Origin of the sequence: Roseovarius sp. (genome assembly GCF_027019125.1) — a bacterium.
Lineage (GTDB): Bacteria > Pseudomonadota > Alphaproteobacteria > Rhodobacterales > Rhodobacteraceae > Roseovarius.
In genome coordinates this window covers 426,169-448,081 of the sequence record NZ_JALUXE010000002.1, presented here as the reverse complement: position 1 = coordinate 448,081, position 21,913 = coordinate 426,169, and the positions used below count along the sequence as shown (strand labels likewise).

The following is a 21,913-nucleotide window of genomic DNA, read 5'->3' as shown; positions in this document are numbered from 1 at the left end:
CTTCAGACTCGTGCCCGCACCCTCGATGAAACGCTTAGGGCCAAGTTCGAGCAGTGGTATCCCGGTCTGAAACCTAACGCGGAAACGCAAATGGTGGCCTGATTGCCCCTAACTTTGCGGTGCTCTCATCGGCGTCCAGATCAGAACATGCGGCAGGGCCATCACCTTGGAAAAGCCGCGCTCGACCAGCATCAGCACACCATTGCAGAGCATGGCACCCACCGCCATGAGCGCCAGCCATGCGCCTGCGGGCTGCGTGACAAAGAAGAGCGACGCGGCATTGACCGGCACGAGAATGAGCGCGACCCAAAGCTGCACCCAGAGGGGGAGGCGGCGGTAGCTCTGCCAGATTTGCTGTATCATGTGTGCCCCTTCTCTCAGGCGTCCTTGGGGCGCAGCGTCAGCCATATGAGCGCGCCGCCCGCCAGCATGAGGAAGGGGGCCATCGCGAGGTTGACCGAGGTCCACCCGGCCTGCGGTGTGCCGCCTGAGCAATTCATCAGCCCACCCGACGAGAGCGAGGCAAAGGTCACGCCGCCAAAGACAATCAGGTCGTTGAGCCCCTGCATGCGGCCACGCTCATGCGGGGCATGGGCGCCTGCGAGCATGGTGGTGGCCCCGATGAAGCCGAAGTTCCAGCCGATGCCCAAGAGGATGAGGGCGGCAAAGAAATTTTCCAGCTGCACCCCGTTGAGGGCCACAGCCCCCGCACCCGCGAGAATGACAAGGCCGGTGGCCACGATCTTTTCGACGCCAAAGCGGGCAATCAGGTGGCCGGTGAAGAACGAGGGGATATACATGGCCAGCACATGCGCCGTGACCACATCCGCCGCGTTGCCCGCGTCAAAGCCGCAGCCGACCACGGCGAGCGGTGTCGAGGTCATCACCAGATTCATCAGCGCGTAGGACACCGTCGCGCAGATCACCGCCACGGCGATGCGCGGGGTTTTCAGGAGTTCCATCCGTGTGCGGCCATGAGGGGCATCCACGGCGGGCACGGGCGGCTTCGGGATGTCGAGCAGGAGAAAGAGAAATGCGCCTGCGATATTCAGGACAATGACGGCAAGATAAGTGCCAAGGAACGGGATCACCATGGCCTGCGAGGTGGCCTTGACCAGTTGTGGGCCGATCACGGCGCTGAGCAGGCCACCTGCCATGACATAGGAAATCGCCTTGGCGCGGAAAGCGTCGCTGGCGGTATCTGCGGCGGCAAAGCGGTAAAACCCCTGGGCTGACATATAAGTGCCGGTGATCAGGCTGCCCAACAGGAAGATCGGGAAGGAGGCGGTGTAAAGACCGTATGCGCCAATCGCCCCGCCGATGGCCCCGGCACAGGCGCCGATGACAAAGCCCGCGCGGCGGCCATAACGCTGCATCAGGTGCGAAATCGGCGTGGCCGAGAGCATCGAGCCCAGCACGATCAGCGATATGGGCAGGGTGGCAAAGCAGATGTTCGACGCCAGAGATTGCCCGGCAAGCCCGCCCACGACGAAGATCATCGGCATTTGCGCGCCCAAAATGGCTTGGGCGGCGACGAGAACGGCCACATTGCGCCGGGCGCGGCTGTCGTCGGGTTGGAGGGTGATATCGGTCATGGCCGAAGTGCTAGACCCGTCGCGCGGGGCCTGCAAGCGCAATTCAGATGCGGTCGATGAGATGCGCGAAAGAGCCGCTGACCCGGCCAAGGTGGAGGCCCATGGGGGCAAGAGCCGTGCCTTCGGCATCGGTGGCGGAGAACAGCGCCGGGCCGTTGGCCTGCAAGGTGGTGGCGTAGTGGAACTCATGCGCGGCCCATGTGCCGGGGAATGGGCCTTGGGCCGCGGTCAGGGTGCGATAGCCCAGATGTAGCCGACGGGTGGCAAAGCTGGTTTCGAGCGGCAGCAGACCGGCCATGGCATGAGGGGTGCCCGAGGCGTCGATCAGGCCATTCCCCAGCGTCATGTATCCGCCGCATTCTCCATAAATATCTGCATGTTGCGCGGCATTTCTGAGACTTTGCATGAAGATATGGTTGGACGAGAGGCGGCCTGCGTGCAGCTCTGGGTAGCCGCCGGGCAAAAAGATGAAACCGGCCTCTGGCACCGGATCGTCGGCGAGGGGTGAGAAGGGTTTGAGTTCGGCCCCGGCCGCACGCCAGTCGGCGAGCATGTGCGGATAAGTGAAGCCGAAGGCGCAGTCCTGGGCCACGGCAATGACCTGTGCCGGTGGGTCAAGGCGTGGGGTGGCTGTGGATCCGGGCAATGGTGCAGCCAGCGACAATAGCGCGTCACGGTCGAGAGTTGCGGCAAGCGCGTCAGCGGCGGTGTCGAGGAACTGTTCAAGGTCGGGGCGCTCGGCGGCCTGTACCAGCCCCAGATGGCGAGAGGGTTGCGCCAGCGCCGGGTTGCGGCGGAGTGCTGCGAGAACAGGCAGTCCAAGGGGGGCAAGCGCGCGGCGCAGCATCGCCTCGTGCCGGTCGGAGCCTGTGTTGTTGAGCATGATGCCTGCCACGCGCACCCTTGGGTCAAACCCTGCGAACCCGGCCACGAGCGGCGCGATCGAGCCTGCCATACGGCCTGCGTCAACCACCAGAACGACCGGCAGGCTCAGTTGTCGCGCCAGATCGGCCACAGCGCCGCGCCCGTTCGGGGGGGCTCCGTCGAAGAGGCCCATTGCCCCCTCGATGATCAGCAGGCCGTCGCCCGCCGCGAGGCTGCGCAGGCGCTCGGGCGTCATGGCCCAGGCGTCGAGATTGGGGCAAGGCGCGCCGCAGGCGGCCTCGTGAAAGCGGGGGTCGATGTAATCGGGGCCGGATTTTGCGCCACGCACATGCAAACCCTCGCGGGAGAGAAGGCGCAGCAGGGCGAGGGTGAGCGTGGTCTTGCCCGCCCCGGAGGAGGGCGCGGCGAGGATCAGCCCCCGCATACGGTCTCGGCGGGCAGGCCGCGCCCGAGCGGGTCGAGATCGCGCGGCGCGGCACCGGCCATCATGCCTTGCCAGTCGAGCACCTGACGCATGAGGACGGAGCGCCCGATGCAGAGGATCGCGGGCGGCTCGAAGCCGCTGGAGTCGATATCGGCGGCGAGCCGTCCGAGAGTGGTTTCCAGCACGCGCTGATCCGGGGTGGTGGCTGAGGACACGACCGCGCAAGGCTCGTCCGCCGGGCGGCCTGCGTCCAGCAGCGCGGCACTGATCTGGCCTGCGTGTTTCATGCCCATGTAGATCACGATCACCTGACTGCCCTGCGCGATGGCCTGCCAGTTGAGCGAGGAGGGCGTGAGACCGGATTGGTCATGCCCCGTCACGAAGGTCACGGATTGGTTCACGTCGCGGTGGGTCACGGGGATGCCGGCATAGGCCAGCCCGCCGATGCCCGCGCTGATGCCCGGAATGATGCGGATGGGCACGCCGTGCTGCACCAGCGTCTGTGCCTCTTCGCCGCCGCGGCCGAACACGAAAGGGTCGCCGCCCTTGAGGCGCAGCACGCGCTTGCCCTCGCGCGCGAGATCGACCAGTTGCAGGGAAATGTCGCGTTGCTTGGCCGAGGGTTTGCCACCACGTTTGCCGGCGTAGATGTGGCGGGCCTGCGGCGCCCAGTCGAGGATGCAGTCCTGCACCAGCGCGTCATAGATCACCACATCGGCCTGTTGCAGCGCGTTGACCGCGTGGAGTGTCAAAAGGCCGGGGTCGCCGGGGCCCGCACCACAAAGCCAGACCCAGCCGGGTTCCATCCGGGGCCATTGGCTGCCGGGAAGCGAGGGGAGAGTGGGGTGGTGCGAGTCGGTCATGTCTTTCTATGGCGCGAGTTTCATTCGGGGGAAAGGTGGCAAACGACCATGCACCGGGGTCAGAGCGACATGCCGGAAGAGGCCGGGCCTTGGGTGGCCCGGCCGGGGCTGTGTTACATCTTGCACTCGGCGGCGTAGGCGTCGACGTGATCTTCAAGTGCCACGCCGATGATCTTGTTGGTGTAGACGTCGCCTTCCTTGATCACTTCGCGAACATAGATGTCCTGAATCGGGTGATGGTTGTTGCCAAAGGCGAAATCGCCGCGCGTGCTGGCGAAATCGGCGGCTTTGAGGGCTGCGCGGAAGGCGTCAGCATCCGAGGGTTGTGCCTGATCCAGAGCGGAGATCAGGAGGTTGGCGGTATCGAACCCCTGGCTTGCGTAGAGCGAGGGCAGGCGGCCATATTTTTCCTGAAAGCTGGCGACAAAGGCCGCATTGGTTTCGTTGTCGATATCCTTGGACCATTGCGAGGTGTTGACCACGCCAAGAGCCGCGTCGCCCACGGCCTGAAGGATGCCTTGGTCAAAGCTGAAGGCGGGGCCGACCACGGGCAGGCCAACGCCGCTGTCGGCATATTGCTTGAGGAAGGAAATGCCCATGCCGCCGGGCAGGAAGAAGAAGACCGAGTCGGCGCCGGAGGCGCGGATCTGGGCGATTTCGGCGGCGTAATCGGTTTGGCCCAGTTGGGTGTAGATTTCGCCTGCAAGCTCGCCCTTGTAGAAGCGCTTGTAGCCGGTCAGCGCGTCCTGACCTGCCGGATAGTTGGGCGCGAGGATGAAGCTGTTCTTGTAGCCCGCGTCATTGGCATAGGCCCCGGCGGCCTCGTGCAGGTTGTCGTTCTGCCAGGCGACGTTGAAATAGTTGGGCAGGCAGCCTTGCCCCGCCAGCGCCGAGGGGCCCGCGTTGGGCGAGAGGTAGAATTTGCCTTGGGCCACCGCACCGGGCACCACGGCCATGGCGAGGTTGGACCAGATGATGCCGGTCATCACGTCGACCTTGTCGGACTGGATCATCTTGTCCGAGAGTTGCACGGCGATGTCGGGCTTTTGCTGGTCATCCTCGATGATCACCTCGATGTCGCTGCGTCCGGATTGTTCCAGTGCGAGCATGAAGCCATCGCGCACGTCGATGCCGAGGCCCGCACCGCCGCCCGACAGGGTGGTAATCATGCCGACCTTGATGTCCGCCTGCGCGGTGGCGGCGGCGAGGCTGAGTGCGCCGGCGATGGCCAGTGTCTTGAATGTCATGTGTCATCTCTCCCTGATGTCGGGCGGTTTTCTCCGTCCCGGTTTGCCCTTGGTCCCCCAGAGGGCGATGCTCAATCCTTTCCACAGCTTTGGCAAAAGGTCCAGATGCGAGCGGAATGCATCAAGGGCTGGTATGGCGCGCCATGAAGCGGTCGGTCTCGGCGGGGGTCGGGGGATGGCCCGAGAAATTCTCGACATAGGCGGGCATGCGGGCGATGCGGATGTCGCGGGGTTCGGCGACCATCATCGAGATATAGCCGATCTGGGTGTAATAGACGGTATGGGCGCGGGTGTCGGCGTGATCGGGGGCGTAGCCGAATCGCTCGAACATGGTGCGGATTGCGGTGATGCGGGTCTCGTCCGTGCGTTGCAGCTTGGCCTTGACCATCGGATCGCCGAGCGCCCAGTTGCGGATCGCGAAATCGAGGCGGGAATCAAAGAGGTCACGGGTGAGCCAGCAGTCGAAGAGATTGTAGAGCGCCTCGTTGATGGATTCGGCATAGGCCTCGGTGCGGGCGACGAGATTGCCGGTGTTCTGCGCTTCCCAGCGGTCGAGCAGGGCGGCCAGAAGCGCCTCGCGGTCCTTGAAATGCCAATAGAAACTGGTGCGCGAGAGGCCAAGCATCTGGGCCAGCGGCATCACCTTGACCGCATCCACCCCGGCGGTGACGAGCACCTCATAGGCGGCGTTGAGCCATAGATCCTCGGAACCGCGGGTTGCGGGATCGGGGGCGGGTTTGGGGCGGCGCGTGATTGGGGCGTTGGTCATGGGTCGAGCCTAGACGGTTTTGACGGCGGTGGCAAATCTCTTGACAGGTTAGTGAATTTTCTCGACAGTAGTGTCGATTACGTTTCCCACTATCGCCGGGTGCTGCCCGGCCAGCTCAGGATCAGGCCGATGCCGCACGCCATTTCCACCGACAGTCTTGTTGATATGCCCGCCCCGTCCCCTCGTCGGGCACGCGGTGGGCGGGCCGCAATGCAGGTGCGGCGCGGCACGGGCGCGGGCACTGCGGTGAACCCGCTGCATGTGCCCTATATCACGCGCGGCATTCCCACCCATGACATCGCGTCGGAGGAGGGGCTTGATGCGATCATCGCGACCGCCGACCGGATTCTGGCCGAGATCGGCATCGAGTTTCGCGAGGACCCGGAGACTGTGCGCCTCTTTCAGCAGGCGGGCGGCAAGGCGCGGGAAGTGGGGCCGGAGGCGTGGAATGTGACCTTTGAGCCGGGCCTCATTCGTGGTCTGTTGGCCACCGCCCCGGCGGAATTCACGCAATACGCGCGCAACCCGGCCAAGTCGGTGCGGATCGGCGGCAAGTCGATGGTGTTTGCGCCTGCCTATGGCTCGCCCTTCGTGATGGATCTGGACAAGGGGCGGCGCTATGGAACGATCGAGGATTTCCAGAACCTGATCAAGCTGGCGCAATCCTCGCCCTGGCTGCATCATTCGGGCGGCACGATCTGTGAGCCCACGGACATTCCGGTGAACAAGCGGCATCTGGATATGGTTTACGCGCATATGCGCTATTCGGATCGGGCTTTTCTCGGGTCGATCACCGCGCCGGAGCGGGCCGAGGACAGTATCGAGATGTGTCGCATCCTGTTCGGCTCCGACTATGTCGATAGCCATTGCGTGATCATGGGCAATTTCAACTCGACCTCGCCCTTGGTCTGGGATGGGGTAAGCACGCGGGGCATCCGCGCCTATGCCGCGGCTGGCCAGGGATCCATCCATCTGCCGTTTCTGTTGGGGGGGGCCGTGTCGCCGCTGACGATGCCGGGGGCGATTGCGCAATGTCTGGCCGAGAGCATGGTGGGCTGTGCCTTGACGCAGCTGGTGCGTCCCGGCGCGCCCGCGATTCTGGGCAGTTTTCTCTCGTCGATGTCGCTGCGCAGCGGGTCGCCCACCTTTGGCACGCCCGAGCCTGCGCTGGGATCGCTGGTGATGGGTCAGATCGCGCGGCGGCTGAACATGCCCCTGCGCTGTGCGGGCAATTTCAGCACCTCGAAGCTGCCCGACGCGCAGGCGATGACGCAATCCATGATGTCGATGATGTCGGCGGTGAATGGCGGGGCGAATTTCATCCTGCATTCCGCCGGGTTCCTCGATGGTCTTTTGTCGATGTCTTATGAAAAGCTGATGCTGGACATGGATATGTGCGGGGCGCTGCATGCGTGGCTCAAGGGGTTGGAGGTGAATGAGGATACGCTGGCCTTTGAAGCCTTGGCCGAGAAGGGGCCGGGGGAGCATATGTTCGGTTGTGCCCATACGCTGCGGCATTACGAGACCGCCTATTGGGACAGCGGGCTCGACGACAACGACACTTATGAGACATGGTCGGAAGCGGGCGGGGTCGATGCGATGACCCGTGCCAATCGGGCGTGGAAAGACGTGTTGGCAAATTACGAGGCGCCGCCGCTGGATCCGGGAATTGATGGCGCGCTGTGCGAGTTCATCGCGCGACGCAAGTCCGAAATGGCCGACGCCTGGTATTGAAACGAATTGACGAGAGGCAAGCCCCATGTCGCGTGACCCGCTGCTGCAACCCTATCAGCTCAAGCATCTGACCCTGAAGAACCGGATCATGACCACGAGCCATGAGCCGGCCTATCCTGAGGATGGCATGCCCAAGGCGCGCTATACCGCCTATCACGCAGAGCGCGCCCGCGCGGGCGTGGCGCTGGCGATGACCGCAGGATCGGCAGCGGTGTCCAAGGACAGCCCGCCCGTGTTCAACAACGTCTTGGCCTACAAGGACGAGGTGGTGCCCTATATCCGCCAGTTGACCGACGCCTGTCACGAGCATGGCTGTGCGGTGATGATCCAGCTCACGCATCTGGGACGGCGGACGGGCTGGGCCAAGGGCGATTGGCTGCCATCGGTATCCTCGACCAAGCACCGCGAACCGGCGCACCGGGCCTTTCCCAAGCTGGCGGAGGATTGGGATATCGCGCGCATCATCTCTGATTTCGCCGATGCCACCGAGCGGATGAAGGAAGGCGGCATGGACGGCATCGAATTGCAGGTCTATGGCCATCTGCTCGACCAGTTCTGGTCGCCGCTGACCAATGATCTGGACGGGCCTTACGGCGGGCAGAGCCTTGAAAGCCGGATGAAGCTGCTGTTGGACGTGCTGGCCGCCATTCGCAAGCGGGTGGGGTCGGAGTTTATCGTAGGCCTGCGCTATACGGCGGATGAGGCCGAGGCGGGGGGGATCACGCCCGAGGAGGGCATCGAGATTTCCAAGCGGTTGGCGGCGACTGGCATGGTTGATTTCCTCAACGTGATCCGGGGGCGTATCCACACCGACCCGGCGATGACCGATGTGATCCCGGTGCAGGGGATGAAAAACGCACCGCACCTCGATTTCGCGGGCGCGGTCAAGGCCGCGACGGGGATGCCCACGTTTCATGCCGCCAAGATCCCCGATGTGGCCACCGCGCGGCACGCGATCCAGGCGGGGCTACTCGATATGGTCGGCATGACGCGGGCGCATATGGCGGACCCACATATCGTGAAGAAGATCATCGAGGGGCGCGAGGATGATATTCGGCCCTGTGTGGGGGCCACGTTCTGTCTGGACCGGATCTATGCCGCCGGTGAGGCCCTGTGTATCCACAACGCTGCGACGGGCCGTGAACTGACCATGCCGCATGAGATCGCACCGGCTGAGACACGCAGGAAAGTGGTGATCGTCGGCGCGGGGCCTGCCGGGCTTGAGGCGGCGCGGGTGGCGGCCGAGCGCGGCCATGACGTGACGGTGTTCGAGGCGCAGCCCGATCCGGGCGGGCAAATCCGGTTGACCGCGCTCAATCCTCGTCGTCGCGAGATGATCAGCATCATCGACTGGCGCATGGCGCAATGCGCCGCGCGCGATGTGGCGTTTCACTTCAACACCTTCGCCGAGGTCGAGGATGTGACGGCGCTCAATCCCGATGTGGTGATCGTGGCCACGGGGGGGCTGCCCAACCGCGAGCTGTTCGAGAGCGGCAAGGAGCAGGAGCTGGTTGTCACCGCATGGGATCTGATCTCGGGCGATGTGAAGCCGGGGCAGAACGTGCTGATCTATGACGAGAGCGGCGATCATCCGGGGTTGATGGCGGCGGAGGTCGCGGCCAATGCCGGGGCAAATGTCGAGGTGATGACGCCGGACCGGGTGTTTGCGCCGGATATCATGGCGATGAACCTGGTGCCCTATATGCGCAGCCTTCAGGACAAGGACGTCACCTTTACGGTGACACGGCGGCTTTTGGATGTGACGCGGGACGGCAATCGGCTGAAGGCCAAAATCGGGACGGATTACAGCAAGTTCACCTCTGAGAAGACCTATGATCAGGTGGTGGTGAACTATGGCACCTTGCCGCTTGATGATCTTTACTTCGAGTTGAAGCCGCTGTCGCATAACCTGGGCGAGGTGGATCATGACGCGCTGATTGCCGGTCGCCCGCAAGAGGTGGTCCGCAATCCGGAAGGGGCATTCAAGCTCTTTCGGATTGGCGATGCGGTGTCCGCGCGCAATACCCATGCGGCGATTTACGATGCGCTCCGGCTGATGAAGGACATCTGAGGTGCGACTTGGGTTTCTGGGCACCGGCACCATTGCGGAGGCGGTGGTGCGGGGGCTGGCACCGGACGGGCATCAGATCACGGTGTCGGAGCGGAGTGCGGTGCGGGCGGCGCGGCTGGCGGCCGAGTTCCCGAATGTGAGTGTCGCCACCAATCAGGGCGTGGTGGCGGCAAGCGAGGTTCTCTTTCTGGGGCTGATGGCGGAGGATGCGCCCGAGGTTCTGCGCGCGCTGCGGTTCCAGCCGGATCAGCGCGTGGTCTCGTTCATGGCGGGGCTGTCGCTGGAGGAGGTCGGACCGCTTGTCGCCCCGGCGCGGGCAGAGGCGGTGATGCTGCCCTTTCCGGGCATCGCGCGGGGTGGATCGCCCATTCTGGCGCTGGGTGAAGTCGGCGTTATCGAGGCGCTCTTTGCGCCTGCCAACACGGTCTATGCGTTGCGCGATGCGGCGGAACTGGAGGCCTATTTGTGCGCGCAGGCTGTATTGTCGCCAGCGGTGCAGATGGTCGGCGTTGCGGCAGAGTGGTTGGGCGGCGAGACCGCGCAGGGCGAGGCATTCCTGCGGCATCTGGTGGGAAGCAGCCTGATGAGCGGAGAGTGCCAGAGCATGTTGGCGGCGCTCGACACGGCCGGTGGATATAATCAGAGATTGCGGCAGCACATGGAGGCGGCGGGGATGCGTGAGGCATTGCGCGACGGCTTGGACCGTCTGGGGGGCAAGGTATGAGCGGGTTTGGTCATATCTTTCGCCCCGCAGTTCTTGCCGGGCATAGGTTGCGCAACCGGGTGGTGTTTGGCGCCCATACCACGAATATGGCCGAGGACGGTCTGCCGGGCGCGCGCCATATTGCCTATTACGAGGAAAGGGCCATTGGCGGGGCCGCGATGATCGTGGTCGAGCCGATGCCGGTGCATCCGACAGCGGTGTTGACGCGCGGCAATTTCCGACATTCCAGCGACGCGGTGATCCCGGCCTTTGCCAAGCTCACGCAGGCGGTCAAGCGGCACGGGGCCGTGGTGGTGCAACAGCTGTATCATGTCGGCGCGCATGGGGATCAGGACAATAGCTGGCACGCGGCGTGGTCGCCTTCGGGTGGGCCAAGCTGGCATGACAGTGATGGCAGCCACGAGATGAGCGGGGCCGAGATCGAGGAGGTGATCGAGAGCTTTGTTGCAGCGGCGGTGCGGTGTCAGAAAGCTGGGTTTGACGGGGTCGAGATCTGGGCTGCCTATCATTGCCTGCTGGATCAGTTCTGGACGCCGATGTCGAACACGCGCGAGGATGAGTGGGGCGGGAGCCTGGAAAACCGCACGCGGTTTTCGCGAGAGATCCTGCGCAGGGTGCGCGCGGCCTGCGGGCCGGGGTTCATCATCGGGCTGTCCGTCAGTGACGGATCGAGCGCCGAGGCGATGCTGAACCATGACGCGATGGCGGAGATCGTGGCGCTGCATGATGCCGAACGGCTGATGGATTACGTCACCTGTGGATCGGGCAGCTACATGGATTTTCATCCGCTGATGCCGACGTTTCTTTATCCCGAAAAGCTGGGTGTCGATCTGGCGGTGCGGTTGAAGCGCGTTGTGAAACACGCCTTGGTGACGGCCGAAAGCCATATTCGGACGCCGGAGAATGCGAATACCGTGTTGGGGGCGGGCGAGGCGGATATGGTCTCGATCGTGCGCGGGCAGATCGCCGACCCGCATCTGGTGGCCAAGGCCGAGGCGGGCAGACCGGAGGACGTGCGCGGCTGCATTTCGTGCAATCAGCAATGCTGGGGGCGGCGGAGCCGGGATTACTGGATCTCGTGTCTGATCAACCCGTCGGTGGGGTGGGAGCATGTGTGGGGCGGGGATCGGTTCAGCCCGGCGCCTCAGGTGCGCGATGTGTTGGTTGTGGGCGCAGGACCTGCGGGGCTGGAGGCGGCGCGGGTCGCAGCCGAGCGCGGCCACCGTGTGAGATTGCATGAGGCGGGGCCGGAGCTGGGTGGGCAGTTCCGCCTTGCGGGGTTGCAGCCGAGGCGGGCGCAGATACTGGACCTCTTGTCGTGGTATGAGCGGCAATTGGCGCGGTTGGGCGTTGAAGTGCAGTTCAACAGCTATCTGGATGCGGATGATATTGCTGGCATGGGGGCGGATCATGTGATCCTCGCCACCGGCTCCTTGCCTGCCGGCACCGGATTTCAAAAGGCAATCCCGCATGTGGCGGAATTGCCGGGGCTGGATGGCAATGTCTGGCCGGTCGAGGATGTGATGGGGCGCGCGGCGCGTCTGGGCAAGCGGGTGATCGTGCTCGATGAGGGCGGCAATTGGCGCGGGTGTGGCACGGCCTGGCATCTGGCGGAAGCTGGGCATGAGGTGATGATCGTCACGCCGCAAGCGATGGTGGGGCGCGAATTGGAGCGTTCCGCTGCCGATCTGCCGCTCCGGCGGCGGCTGGCGGCGCTGGGCGTGCGTTTTATGACCGAAAGTGCGATCACCGGCTGGCAGAACGGTGGGGCCGAGGTGGTGGACCTCTTGACCGGAGAGCGATCGCATATCGCGGCGGACAGTCTGGTGTTGGCCACGACCAATCGGGCGGATGTGAGTTTGCGCGAGGACCTTGCCAAGCAGGGAATTCCCGCGCTTCTGATTGGCGATGCTCATGCACCGCGGCTGGCGGCGCAGGCGTTTCACGACGGGCGCAAGGCGGCGCTGAGGCTCTGAAGGTCAAGAGCCTTGTAAGGTACGCAGTGGCGACATACGATCCGGGGGCAGGGGAGGCAGAGCGCGGCGGGGGAAGCCGGCGCTCTTACGGGATGCTCAAGCCGTTGGATCGACATGGAATTTCTGGAGTATTCGCATAACCTCTGGCTGGTGGCGGCGTCGCTGAGTGTCTCACTCGTGGCGGCCTTTACCGGGTTTTCATTGACCCGGGGCATTGCGGCGCAACCTGTGGCACTGCGTAAACTCTCTGTGACCTTGGCGGCGATTGCGCTGGGCGGCGGCATCTGGTCGATGCATTTCGTGGCGATGCTGGGGCTGCAGTTGCCGATTCCGATCTATTACGATGCGATGATCACGCTCGGCTCGGCGCTGATTGCGATCCTGATGGTGGGCGCGGCGCTGTTGCTATTGCATTTCTATCCGCGCACACGGGCGAGCCTGACGGCGGCGGGCTGTATCATTGGCCTTGGTATCGTGGCGATGCATTATCTGGGCATGTCGGGGCTGCAACTGTGCCGGGCGGTCTATACGCTGCCGGGCGTGGTCTTGGCGGTGCTGGCAGCCTGTGGGCTGAGCGTGGCGGCGATCTGGGTGGCCTATGGTCAGAGGCGGCCGCGCAATATCCTGCTGGGCACGCTGGCCTTTGGCTCTGCCGTGTTCCTTGTGCATTTCGCGGCGGTGTTTGGCACGCGGTTCGTGGCGGTGCCGACGGTGCAGGAAATCGGGCCACTCATGGGAAATGAGGTGCTGGCGCTTGGGGTATTGGTCAGTTCCTTCGTGCTCTGCGGCGCGTTCTTGCTGACGGGGGTCACGTTTCTGGCGCAGGGAAGCAAGGTTGCGGAGGCGTCGCCCGCAGCGCCCGAGGTGAAACCTGCCCAAGTCATGCAAAGGATACCCTATGAGCAGCATGGGCAGACGCATTTCATCGACGCGCGCGACGTGGCGTTTCTGCGCGCCGAGGGCCATTACACGTTGCTATACGCCGGGGCCAACAAGCATTTCTGCACCTGGTCGATCACCGAGGCCGAGCGGCGGCTGAGCCCCGGTCCGTTTCTCAAGGTGCATCGCAGCTATCTGGTGAACCCCGCTCATGTGGCCCATTTCGAGCGGCGCAAGGACAATGGCCTGTGCCATTTTCACCTTGGCGGACAGGATGTTACCACGCCGGTCAGCCGCTCGCGTCTGGCGGAGTTGCGTGAGGCGCTGGGCCTCTGAGTGGCGCGCGCGCGGTCTGATTTACTTTCCTTAAACCTTTGACGGTCTGATGCCTCTCAAGCGGGCAAGAGGCCTGACATGAGCGGGATCAAGGAGAGCGGCGCGATGATACTGGATTTCTTTCGGCAAGGGGCCACGGTGCCGGAGGCGGCGCCCGAGCAGAAGGCAAGTGCCACGGGCCGCGTGATGGCCTGGCATGGCGCGGGGCGCGTGGCCTGGAGCCCGCGCGATACGGTCAGCCTGACGCGCACCGGGTTTGCCGGAAATCCGGTGGGGTTTCGTTGTGTCAAGATGATTGCCGAGGCTGCGGCGGCGCTGCCGCTTGTCTTGCAGGATTGCGAGCAGCGCTTTGCCGTGCATCCGGTGCTGAGCCTGATCAAATGCCCCAATCCGGCGCAGGGTCGGGCGGAGCTGTTCGAGGCGCTTTACGGGCAACTCTTGCTGACCGGTAATGCCTATATCGAGGCGGTGGGGTCGGGCGGCGTGCCGGCAGAATTGCATGTGCTGCGCTCTGACCGGATGAGTGTGGTGCCGGGGGCGGACGGTTGGCCCGTGGCCTACGAATATGCCGTGGGCGGACGCAAGCATCGGTTCGATGTGCGCGAAGGTGTGCCCTGTGTCTGTCACATCAAGAGCTTTCACCCGCAGGACGATCATTACGGGCTGAGCCCGCTTCAGGCAGCGGCGCAGGCGCTGGATGTGCATAATTCGGCTAGCCGCTGGTCCAAGGCGCTTTTGGACAATGCCGCCCGGCCTTCGGGGGCGATTGTCTATAAGGGCCCTGAGGGGCAGGGGGCGATGTCGGGCGATCAGTATGACCGTCTGGTAAGCGAGATGGAGGCGCATCATCAGGGCGCGCGCAATGCCGGGCGTCCGATGTTGCTCGAAGGCGGGCTGGACTGGAAGCCGATGGGGTTCAGCCCGTCGGACATGGAATTCCAGAAGACCAAGGAGAGTGCCGCGCGCGAGATTGCGCTGGCCTTTGGGGTGCCGCCGATGCTGCTTGGCATTCCCGGCGATGCGACCTTCGCCAATTATCAGGAGGCGAACCGGGCCTTCTATCGCCTGACGGTTCTGCCGCTGGCGATGCGGGTGACGGCGACGGTTGCGGCGTGGTTGGGGCGCATGAGCGGCGCGGCGCTGGACCTTGTTCCCGATCTCGATCAGGTGCCCGCCCTGGCCGCCGAGCGCGATGCGCAATGGGCGCGAGTGAGTGCGGCGGATTTCCTGACAGAAGCGGAAAAGAGGCGGCTCTTGGGCCTGCCTGCCGTGGCCGCGGAGGAGGTTGATGGCTGAACGGGGCACAGCACCGCCGCGCTACGGGTTTGAGGCGTTCGACTGCGCGCCTGGGCTGCGGTTGGAGGCGCATGAACGGGTGTCGGAATTGCAGACGCGGGCGCTGACCGAGCGCCAAGAGCGCATGGAGGCGGCTCTGGAGCGTCTGGAGCGACGGCTATGGTTGGCGGTTTACGGTGTGGCGGCGGCGATACTGGCGCAGGCGTTTCAACCGCTCTTGGCCGTATTGCCGGGGTGAGGCAGATCGAAAGGATCAGGCGGATGGACATGGAATTGGGATTGGAGCGCAAGTTCGCGCGGCTGGATGGCACGATGCTGAGCGTGAGCGAGGCGGGGCAGATCGAGGGCTATGCCAGCCTCTTTGGCGCGCCCGATCAAGGCGGCGATATTGTCGAACGCGGGGCCTATGCGGCCTCGCTCGGCCGGTTGGCCAAGGAGGGGCGGCGCGTCAAGATGCTGTGGCAGCATGATCCGGCGCAGCCCATCGGCATCTGGGACGAGGTGCGCGAGGACGCGCGCGGTCTCTGGGTCAAGGGGCGGCTTTTGGAGCGTGTGGAACGGGCGCGCGAGGCGGCGGCACTGATCGCGGCGGGGGCGATTGACGGGCTGAGCATCGGGTATCGCACGCTGCGCGCGGCAAGGAATGACAAGGGCCAGCGGCTCTTGCGGGAACTGGAGCTGTGGGAGGTGTCGCTGGTGACATTTCCGATGCTGCCCAGTGCGCGGGTGACGGCCAAGGGCGATGCCCACGACGCCCAAACCCTGCGCGAGATGGCGGCGGCGTTTGACGCGGCCCGCCGGGAGATGGCGCAGGTGTAGCGCCCGACAACGACCCAAACCTGAAGGATGGAATGATGATGACCCAAGCGAAGGCTCGGGCCGGGGAAGATCTGTCTCCGGTGGCCGAGGTGAAATCCGCAGTGGCGGGTTTCTTGAGCGAATTCAGCGGCTTTCGGGCCGAGATTCACAACCGACTGCAACAGCAAGAAGAGAAATTGACCATGTTTGAACGCAAATCCATCGCGCTTGCACGTCCGCATCTTGCCGCGACCACAGACGGCTCTGCGCCCCACCGCAAGGCGTTTGACGCCTATTTGCGCGGTGGCGACGATGACGGGCTGCGCGGCCTCGAATTGGAGGGCAAGGCGCTCAATACTGCGATTGCGGGCGAGGGCGGCTATCTGGTCGATCCGCAGACCGCCGAGACGATCCGCTCGGTGTTGAGCACGACGGCGTCGATCCGGGCGGTTGCCAATGTGGTGGCGGTTGAGGCCACCAGCTTTGACGTGCTGGTGGACCACACCGATGTCGGCCATGGCTGGACCACGGAGAGCGGCACGGTGTCCGAGACCGACACGCCTGTGATCGACCGGATCAGCATCCCGCTGCATGAGCTGAGCGCGTTGCCCAAGGCCAGCCAGCGGCTCTTGGATGACAGCGCCTTTGACGTCGAAGGGTGGCTTGCGGGGCGTATCGCCGACAAATTCGCGCGTGCAGAGGCGGCGGCCTTTGTTTCGGGCGACGGGGTGGACAAGCCGCGCGGGTTTCTGACCCATCCGAGCGTGGACAATGATGTCTGGGTCTGGGGCAATCTGGGCTATGTGCCCACAGGTGTTGCGGGCGCGATTGCCGGGCCCGATCCGATTGTCGATCTGGTCTATGCCCTGGGCGCGCAATACCGGGCCAATGGCACATTCGTGATGAACTCCAAGACCGCAGGCACCATTCGCAAGATGAAGGATGCCGATGGTCGGTTCCTGTGGTCGGATGGGCTTGCGGCAGGAGAGCCTGCGCGGCTGATGGGCTATCCGGTGCTGATCGCCGAGGACATGCCGGACATTGCCGCCGGGGCCAATGCGATCGCCTTTGGGGATTTTCATGCCGGATACACGGTGGCCGAGCGCCCTGATCTGCGCGTGTTGCGCGATCCCTACAGCGCCAAGCCGCATGTGTTGTTCTACGCGACCAAGCGGGTGGGTGGCGATGTGTCTGATTTCAAGGCGATCAAGCTCTTGAAGTTCGCCGTCGCCTGAGGACGCGGCGACGGGGCGGGGGGTGATCCTCTTGCCCCGGGGCGCGTGCCGTTCGGGCGAGGCGTTGTCCAACTGTCCCCTCCGTCCGTGCAACGCGGAATGGCGCGCGCCTGAACCACCGGAGGGGTCCGGGATATATGGAGTAGGTCCATGATGTTAATCGAAGAAACCGCGGTGCCCCCGGCCGCGCTGCCGCTGGCGGAGTTCAAGGCGCATCTGCGGTTGGGCACGGGGTTTGCCGATGACGATATCCAGGACCCGGTTCTGGAAAGTTTTCTGCGCGCGGCACTGGCGGCGATCGAGGGGCGCACTGGCAAGGTGCTGCTGGAACGTGAGTTTTCCTGGGCGTTGCATCATTGGCGGGACGCGACAGGGCAGGCCTTGCCGGTCGCCCCCGTGAGCGCTGTGTTGAGCCTTGGTTTGCGCAACCGGGCGGATGAGGTCGAGGTGATCGACCCCGGTCTATACCGGCTGGAGCAGGATGCGCATCGGCCCCTGGTGCGGCCTATGGGCACGTTCCTGCCCGCTATCGGGCGCGGCGCTGTGGCAGAAATCAGGTTTCGCGCGGGTTACGGTGCGGCTTGGTCTGATGTTCCCGCCGATCTGGCACAAGCGGTGCTGATGCTGGCGGCGCATTATTACGAATACCGGCACGAGACCAGTCTGAGCAGCGGCTGCATGCCCTTTGGGGTGGCCAGCCTGATCGAGCGCTATCGCACGGTGCGCCTGTTGGGCGGGGGGGCGCGGTGATGGCGCGTCCGAGGTTGAACCGTCGTCTGGTGCTTGAGGGCGCGTCGCGTCTGGCGGATGGGGCGGGCGGGTTCGCGGAAGTCTGGGAGGCGCGCGGCACCCTCTGGGCCGAGGTCAGCGCACGGTCGGGCCGAGAGGCCGAAGCCGAGGGGGTGGCTGTGGCGCGGGCAGGCTATCGGATCACGGTGCGCGCGGCGCCCCAAGGGGCGGCGTCGCGGCCTGTGGCCGGACAGCGGCTGCGCGATGGTGCGCGGATTTTCGCGATCCTGTCGGTGACAGAGGCCGACGGGGCGGGCCGATACCTGAGCCTCTGGGCGCAAGAGGAGGTGGTGTCATGAGTTATGCGATGGCGGCGGGATTACAGGTGGCGGTCTATCAGCGGCTTGTTCAGGACGCGGCGCTGAGCGCGTTGGTGGGCGGTGCGATCCATGACGCGGTGCCGCCGGGCCGGGTGCCGCCGCTCTATGTGACGCTCGGCCCCGAAGAGGCGCGCGAGCGCGGCGACGGCACGGCGGGCGGGGCGTGGCATCGGTTCACGGTCACCGTGGTGAGCGAAAGCGCCGGATTTCAACAGGCCAAAGTGGTGGCGGGCGCAGTCAGTGATGCGCTGGTGGGGGCTGAGCTTTCCCTCGTCCGCGGACGGGTGAGCAGCCTCGATTTCCTGCGCGCCCGCGCGCGGCGGGAAACGGGCGGACAGGCACGACGGATCGACCTGACCTTTCGGGCGCGCGTCGATGAGGGCGCGTAACATTCAATCTCTGGAGTGACGACTATGGCGGTACAGAATGGCAAGGACCTGCTGGTCAAGATTGACCTGAACGGCAGCGGCAATTTTCAGACGGTGGCGGGGCTGCGCGCCACGCGGGTGAGTTTCAACGCCGAGAGCGTGGATGTGACCAGCCTCGAATCCGCAGGGGGCTGGCGCGAGTTGTTGGCCGGTGCGGGTGTGAAATCCGCGAGCATCAGCGGCTCGGGTATTTTCCGCGACGCGGCAAGCGATGCGCGGGCGCGGCAGATCTTCTTTGATGGCGAGATGCCGGATTTTCAGGTGGTGATCCCGGATTTCGGCACCATCGAGGGGCCATTCCAGGTCACGGCGATCGAATATGGCGGCACCCATGACGGCGAGGCGACCTATGAACTGGCGCTCGCTTCGGCGGGGCAACTGACCTTTACCGTGCTGTGATCGTGATGGCCAACCCCTGGGCAGGCGAAGTGGCGCTGGTCATTGGCGGCGAACGGCAGGTGATGCGGCTGACGTTGGGGGCCTTGGCAGAGTTGGAGGCGGCGCTGGAGAGCGGTTCGCTCGTCGATCTGGTGGCACGGTTCGAGGGGGGGACGTTTTCCACCCGCGATGTGCTGGCACTGATCGTGGCGGGACTGCGCGGGGGCGGCTGGCGTGGGTCGGCTGCGGATTTGCTGAGTGCCGACATTGAAGGCGGGCCCATGGCGGCGGCACGGGCGGCGGCGGAGCTCTTGGCGCGGGCCTTTGCGCTGCCTGAGGTGTGCGAATGAGCAGGCGCTTTGATTGGCCTGCCCTGATGCGCGCGGGAATCCAGGGACTGGGCCTGCGACCGGCGGAGTTCTGGGCGCTGACGCCTGCCGAATTGCGCTTGATGCTGGGCGAGCGGCAGGGCGTGCAGCCCATGGCGCGCGCGGGGCTTGAGGCGCTTTTGCGCGCCTTTCCCGACAGACAAGGAGAGATGAGCGATGGATGAGTTGGAACGGGTCGACGATCTTGAGGCGCAGATTGCGGCACTCGATGACGTGATGGGCCAGGCCACGGGGATGGCGGCGGCCTTTGGCGCGGAACTTGCGCGGGTGAAGGGCGGTTTTGCCAGTGCCGGGCAGGACGTGCAGTCGCTGGAACGGGGCCTGAGCCGGGGATTGCGCGGGGCCATACGCGGTGCCGTGGTCGATGGCGATGGCCTGTCGGACAGTTTGCGGCGTTTGGCCACGATCATGGTCAACAGCGCCTTCAACGATGCCACTCGTCCTGTGACGGATCAGATTGGCGGGCTGATTTCACAAGGGATCGGCAGCCTTGTGGGCGGGCTGTTTCCGTTTGCCAAGGGGGCGTCGTTTTCGCAGGGCCGCGTGCAGCCCTTTGCCAATGGTGGCGTGGTGAGCGGACCTGTGAGCTTTCCGATGCGCGGCGGCACGGGGTTGATGGGCGAGGCGGGGCCAGAGGCGATCATGCCGCTCAGCCGTGGCCCCGATGGGCGTCTGGGTGTGCGTGCGCAGGGCGGAGGAGGCGTCAGCGTGGTGATGAATATCCAGACGCCCGATGCGGAGGGGTTCCGCCGTAGCCAGGGGCAGATCGCGGCGCAATTGGGACGGGTGATCGGTCGCGGTGGGCGCAATCGCTGAAAAGGAGCGGGACATGGGATTTCACGAGGTCAGATTTCCGGCGAGCCTGAGTTTCGGCTCGCTTGGCGGGCCGGAGCGGCTGACGGATATTGTCACGCTGGCCAACGGGTTCGAGGAGCGCAACACGCCCTGGGCGCAGGCGCGCAGGCGGTATGACGCGGGCGTGGCGCTTCGGTCGCTCGATGATATCGAGGCGTTGATTGCATTTTTCGAGGCGCGGCGTGGGCAGCTTTTCGGGTTTCGCTGGAAGGACTGGACCGATTTCAAATCGGGCCGGGCCAAGGCGGCGCCGGATTACCGGGATCAGGAGATTGGTGTGGGGGATGATGCAACGGTCGCCTTTCCGCTTTTGAAATCCTATCGGTCTGGCGATCAGGTCGCGGTGCGCCCCATCGTCAAACCGGTCAAGGGCACGGTGCGCATGGGCCTTGGTAATGTCGAGATGCAGGAGGGCGTGCATTACGAGGTTGATACCTTCACGGGTGTGGTCACCTTCTCTGAACCGCCAAACCGCGGCGTGCCGATCACGGCGGGGTATGAATTCGATGTGCCGGTGAGGTTCGACACGGACCGGATTCAAACCAGTCTTGCCAGTTTTCAGGCGGGCGAAGTGCCCAATGTGCCGGTGGTGGAGATCCGGGTATGAGCGGGTTGTTGGCGCATCTGGGCACTGGGGTGACGACGACATGCCGGTGTTGGGCGCTGACGCGCCGCGACGGCGTGGTGATGGGGTTCACCGATCACGACCGGACATTGGCGTTCGAGGGCGTGACGTTTCGCCCCGATACCGGGCTGAGTGCCTTGGCCTTGCAGCAGACCACGGGGCTGTCGGTGGACAACACCGAAGCCCTCGGCGCGCTGAGCGATGCGGCCATCCGCGAGGCGGATATCGAGGCCGGGCGGTATGACGGGGCCGAGTTGCGCGCGTGGCTTATCAACTGGCAGGACGTGACAGCACGCAGTCTGATCTTTCGCGGCACGATGGGCGAGTTGCGGCGCGCCGGTGGCGCCTTCGAGGCCGAGTTGCGCGGTCTGACCGATGCGCTCAATGTGCCGTTGGGGCGGGTGTATCAAAAGGCGTGCAGCGCCATTCTGGGGGATCGGGCCTGCACCTTTGATCTGAATACGCCGGGGTATGTTTCGGAACGTCCAGCCGAGGCGGTCGAGGAGAACCGTGTGTTTCACTTTGCCCAGATGGGCGGGTTTGAGGACGATTGGTTTCGTCATGGCGTGATCCGGGTTTTGAGTGGCGCGGCCACGGGGCTGATCGGGCTGATCAAGCGCGACCGGAGCGACGGCGCGGGGCGGGTGATTGATCTTTGGCATCCGTTTGGGGCGACAGTCGCGCCGGGAGATGCGCTGCGGATCGAGGCGGGGTGTGACAAGCGCATGGCAACCTGTCAGTTCAAGTTTGACAACCTTCTGAACTTTCAAGGGTTTCCGGATATTCCCGGGGATGACTGGACGATCACGGATCCGACCAAGAGTGCGCATCTGGATGGTGGGAGCCGCAGATGAGCGGGCAGGGCACGCGGATTGTCGCGGCAGCGCGGGGCTGGATCGGTACACCCTACCGGCACCAGGCGGCCTGTCGTGGGGCGGGCTGCGATTGTCTGGGGCTGGTGCGAGGCCTCTGGCGCGAGATCAAGGGTGCCGAGCCAGAGCAGCCGCCGGCCTATTCGATGGACTGGTCCGAACCCGCGCGGGACGAGGCGCTGTGGCGGGCCGCGGCGCGGCATTTGCTGGCCAAGGATCTGGCCCAAGAGGCGGTGGGTGATGTGATCCTCTTTCGCATGCGCGAAGGGTCGGTTGCCAAGCATCTGGGCGTGGTCGCGGGCGTCGGCGCGCGCGCGTCTTTCATTCACGCCTATTCGGGGCATGGCGTGGTCGAGACCGCGCTGAGCGCCCCGTGGCGGCGGCGCATCGTGGCGCGGTTTCAATTTCCCGAGGAGGGCTAAGCC

Annotated in this window: 25 protein-coding genes; 19 read left to right on the top strand and 6 right to left on the bottom strand. The window is 64.7% G+C overall.

The genetic code is table 11. The annotated features are described in order from the left end of the window. Positions 1–108: 108 nt before the first annotated feature. The 6 genes from MVC20_RS02400 to MVC20_RS02375 all read right to left on the bottom strand — a co-directional run bounded on the left by MVC20_RS02400 (position 109) and on the right by MVC20_RS02375 (position 5,783). Positions 109–363, bottom strand: a complete 255-nt coding sequence (locus MVC20_RS02400; RefSeq protein WP_297538069.1) for a hypothetical protein — start codon at positions 361–363, stop codon at positions 109–111. A gap of 14 nt (positions 364–377) precedes the next feature. After that, positions 378–1,595: an MFS transporter gene (locus MVC20_RS02395; RefSeq protein WP_297538067.1), complete on the bottom strand. Its 1,218-nt coding sequence runs from the start codon at positions 1,593–1,595 to the stop codon at positions 378–380. A 43-nt stretch (positions 1,596–1,638) separates the two neighbouring features. Further along, positions 1,639–2,904, bottom strand: a complete 1,266-nt coding sequence (locus tag MVC20_RS02390; RefSeq protein ID WP_297538066.1) for a cobyrinate a,c-diamide synthase — start codon at positions 2,902–2,904, stop codon at positions 1,639–1,641. Continuing rightward, positions 2,892–3,767 carry a uroporphyrinogen-III C-methyltransferase gene (gene cobA / locus MVC20_RS02385; RefSeq protein WP_297538064.1) on the bottom strand — a complete coding sequence of 292 codons (876 nt, stop codon included), beginning with the start codon at positions 3,765–3,767 and terminating at the stop codon, positions 2,892–2,894. Before cobA ends, MVC20_RS02390 begins: the two co-directional genes overlap by 13 nt. A gap of 113 nt (positions 3,768–3,880) precedes the next feature. Then, positions 3,881–5,014: an ABC transporter substrate-binding protein gene (locus tag MVC20_RS02380; protein ID WP_297538062.1), complete on the bottom strand. Its 1,134-nt coding sequence runs from the start codon at positions 5,012–5,014 to the stop codon at positions 3,881–3,883. Between the two features lie 121 nt (positions 5,015–5,135). After that, positions 5,136–5,783 (bottom strand): TetR/AcrR family transcriptional regulator, encoded by a 648-nt coding sequence (locus MVC20_RS02375; RefSeq protein ID WP_297538061.1) that lies wholly within the window; start codon positions 5,781–5,783, stop codon positions 5,136–5,138. Positions 5,784–5,948: 165 nt separating this feature from the next. On the opposite strand from MVC20_RS02375, the gene MVC20_RS02370 reads away from it, so the two are divergent. The 19 genes from MVC20_RS02370 (at position 5,949) to MVC20_RS02280 (ending at position 21,910) form a co-directional block, all read left to right on the top strand. Then, positions 5,949–7,517: a trimethylamine methyltransferase family protein gene (locus tag MVC20_RS02370; protein ID WP_297538094.1), complete on the top strand. Its 1,569-nt coding sequence runs from the start codon at positions 5,949–5,951 to the stop codon at positions 7,515–7,517. Positions 7,518–7,542: 25 nt separating this feature from the next. Beyond that, positions 7,543–9,588, top strand: coding sequence for an NADH:flavin oxidoreductase (locus tag MVC20_RS02365; protein WP_297538059.1), 2,046 nt, complete (start codon positions 7,543–7,545; stop codon positions 9,586–9,588). Position 9,589: 1 nt separating this feature from the next. Then, a complete protein-coding gene (locus MVC20_RS02360) occupies positions 9,590–10,312 on the top strand; it encodes an NAD(P)-binding domain-containing protein (protein ID WP_297538057.1) in 723 nt (240 codons plus the stop codon). Then, the gene (locus MVC20_RS02355; RefSeq protein WP_297538055.1) at positions 10,309–12,288 is read left to right on the top strand and encodes an FAD-dependent oxidoreductase; all 1,980 of its coding nucleotides are present in this window, start codon (positions 10,309–10,311) and stop codon (positions 12,286–12,288) included. The genes MVC20_RS02360 and MVC20_RS02355 overlap by 4 nt, the downstream gene beginning before the upstream one ends. A gap of 114 nt (positions 12,289–12,402) precedes the next feature. Further along, a complete protein-coding gene (locus tag MVC20_RS02350) occupies positions 12,403–13,503 on the top strand; it encodes an MHYT domain-containing protein (RefSeq protein ID WP_297538053.1) in 1,101 nt (366 codons plus the stop codon). A gap of 105 nt (positions 13,504–13,608) precedes the next feature. Further along, a complete protein-coding gene (locus MVC20_RS02345; RefSeq protein WP_297538092.1) occupies positions 13,609–14,799 on the top strand; it encodes a phage portal protein in 1,191 nt (396 codons plus the stop codon). Continuing rightward, positions 14,792–15,037 carry a hypothetical protein gene (locus MVC20_RS02340; protein WP_037269438.1) on the top strand — a complete coding sequence of 82 codons (246 nt, stop codon included), beginning with the start codon at positions 14,792–14,794 and terminating at the stop codon, positions 15,035–15,037. Before MVC20_RS02345 ends, MVC20_RS02340 begins: the two co-directional genes overlap by 8 nt. 23 nt (positions 15,038–15,060) lie before the next feature. Beyond that, entirely contained in the window at positions 15,061–15,618 is a 558-nt protein-coding gene (locus MVC20_RS02335) for an HK97 family phage prohead protease (RefSeq protein WP_297538050.1), read from the top strand. Between the two features lie 32 nt (positions 15,619–15,650). Next, the gene (locus tag MVC20_RS02330) at positions 15,651–16,832 is read left to right on the top strand and encodes a phage major capsid protein (protein ID WP_297538048.1); all 1,182 of its coding nucleotides are present in this window, start codon (positions 15,651–15,653) and stop codon (positions 16,830–16,832) included. 150 nt (positions 16,833–16,982) lie between these two features. Beyond that, positions 16,983–17,582, top strand: a complete 600-nt coding sequence (locus MVC20_RS02325; protein ID WP_297538046.1) for a head-tail connector protein — start codon at positions 16,983–16,985, stop codon at positions 17,580–17,582. Beyond that, positions 17,582–17,920, top strand: coding sequence for a head-tail adaptor protein (locus tag MVC20_RS02320; RefSeq protein WP_297538044.1), 339 nt, complete (start codon positions 17,582–17,584; stop codon positions 17,918–17,920). Before MVC20_RS02325 ends, MVC20_RS02320 begins: the two co-directional genes overlap by 1 nt. Then, the gene (locus MVC20_RS02315; RefSeq protein WP_297538042.1) at positions 17,917–18,330 is read left to right on the top strand and encodes a DUF3168 domain-containing protein; all 414 of its coding nucleotides are present in this window, start codon (positions 17,917–17,919) and stop codon (positions 18,328–18,330) included. The genes MVC20_RS02320 and MVC20_RS02315 overlap by 4 nt, the downstream gene beginning before the upstream one ends. A gap of 24 nt (positions 18,331–18,354) precedes the next feature. Continuing rightward, a complete protein-coding gene (locus MVC20_RS02310; RefSeq protein WP_297538040.1) occupies positions 18,355–18,768 on the top strand; it encodes a phage major tail protein, TP901-1 family in 414 nt (137 codons plus the stop codon). A 5-nt stretch (positions 18,769–18,773) separates the two neighbouring features. Further along, complete coding sequence (locus MVC20_RS02305) at positions 18,774–19,097, top strand: gene transfer agent family protein (RefSeq protein ID WP_297538038.1); 324 nt, start codon at positions 18,774–18,776, stop codon at positions 19,095–19,097. Further along, complete coding sequence (locus MVC20_RS02300) at positions 19,094–19,300, top strand: rcc01693 family protein (protein ID WP_297538036.1); 207 nt, start codon at positions 19,094–19,096, stop codon at positions 19,298–19,300. The genes MVC20_RS02305 and MVC20_RS02300 overlap by 4 nt, the downstream gene beginning before the upstream one ends. Beyond that, the gene (locus MVC20_RS02295) at positions 19,293–19,952 is read left to right on the top strand and encodes a phage tail tape measure protein (protein WP_297538034.1); all 660 of its coding nucleotides are present in this window, start codon (positions 19,293–19,295) and stop codon (positions 19,950–19,952) included. Before MVC20_RS02300 ends, MVC20_RS02295 begins: the two co-directional genes overlap by 8 nt. A gap of 13 nt (positions 19,953–19,965) precedes the next feature. Continuing rightward, a complete protein-coding gene (locus MVC20_RS02290; RefSeq protein ID WP_297538032.1) occupies positions 19,966–20,598 on the top strand; it encodes a DUF2460 domain-containing protein in 633 nt (210 codons plus the stop codon). Continuing rightward, complete coding sequence (locus tag MVC20_RS02285) at positions 20,595–21,470, top strand: DUF2163 domain-containing protein (RefSeq protein ID WP_297538030.1); 876 nt, start codon at positions 20,595–20,597, stop codon at positions 21,468–21,470. Before MVC20_RS02290 ends, MVC20_RS02285 begins: the two co-directional genes overlap by 4 nt. Continuing rightward, a complete protein-coding gene (locus MVC20_RS02280; protein WP_297538028.1) occupies positions 21,467–21,910 on the top strand; it encodes an NlpC/P60 family protein in 444 nt (147 codons plus the stop codon). Before MVC20_RS02285 ends, MVC20_RS02280 begins: the two co-directional genes overlap by 4 nt. Positions 21,911–21,913 lie beyond the last annotated feature (3 nt).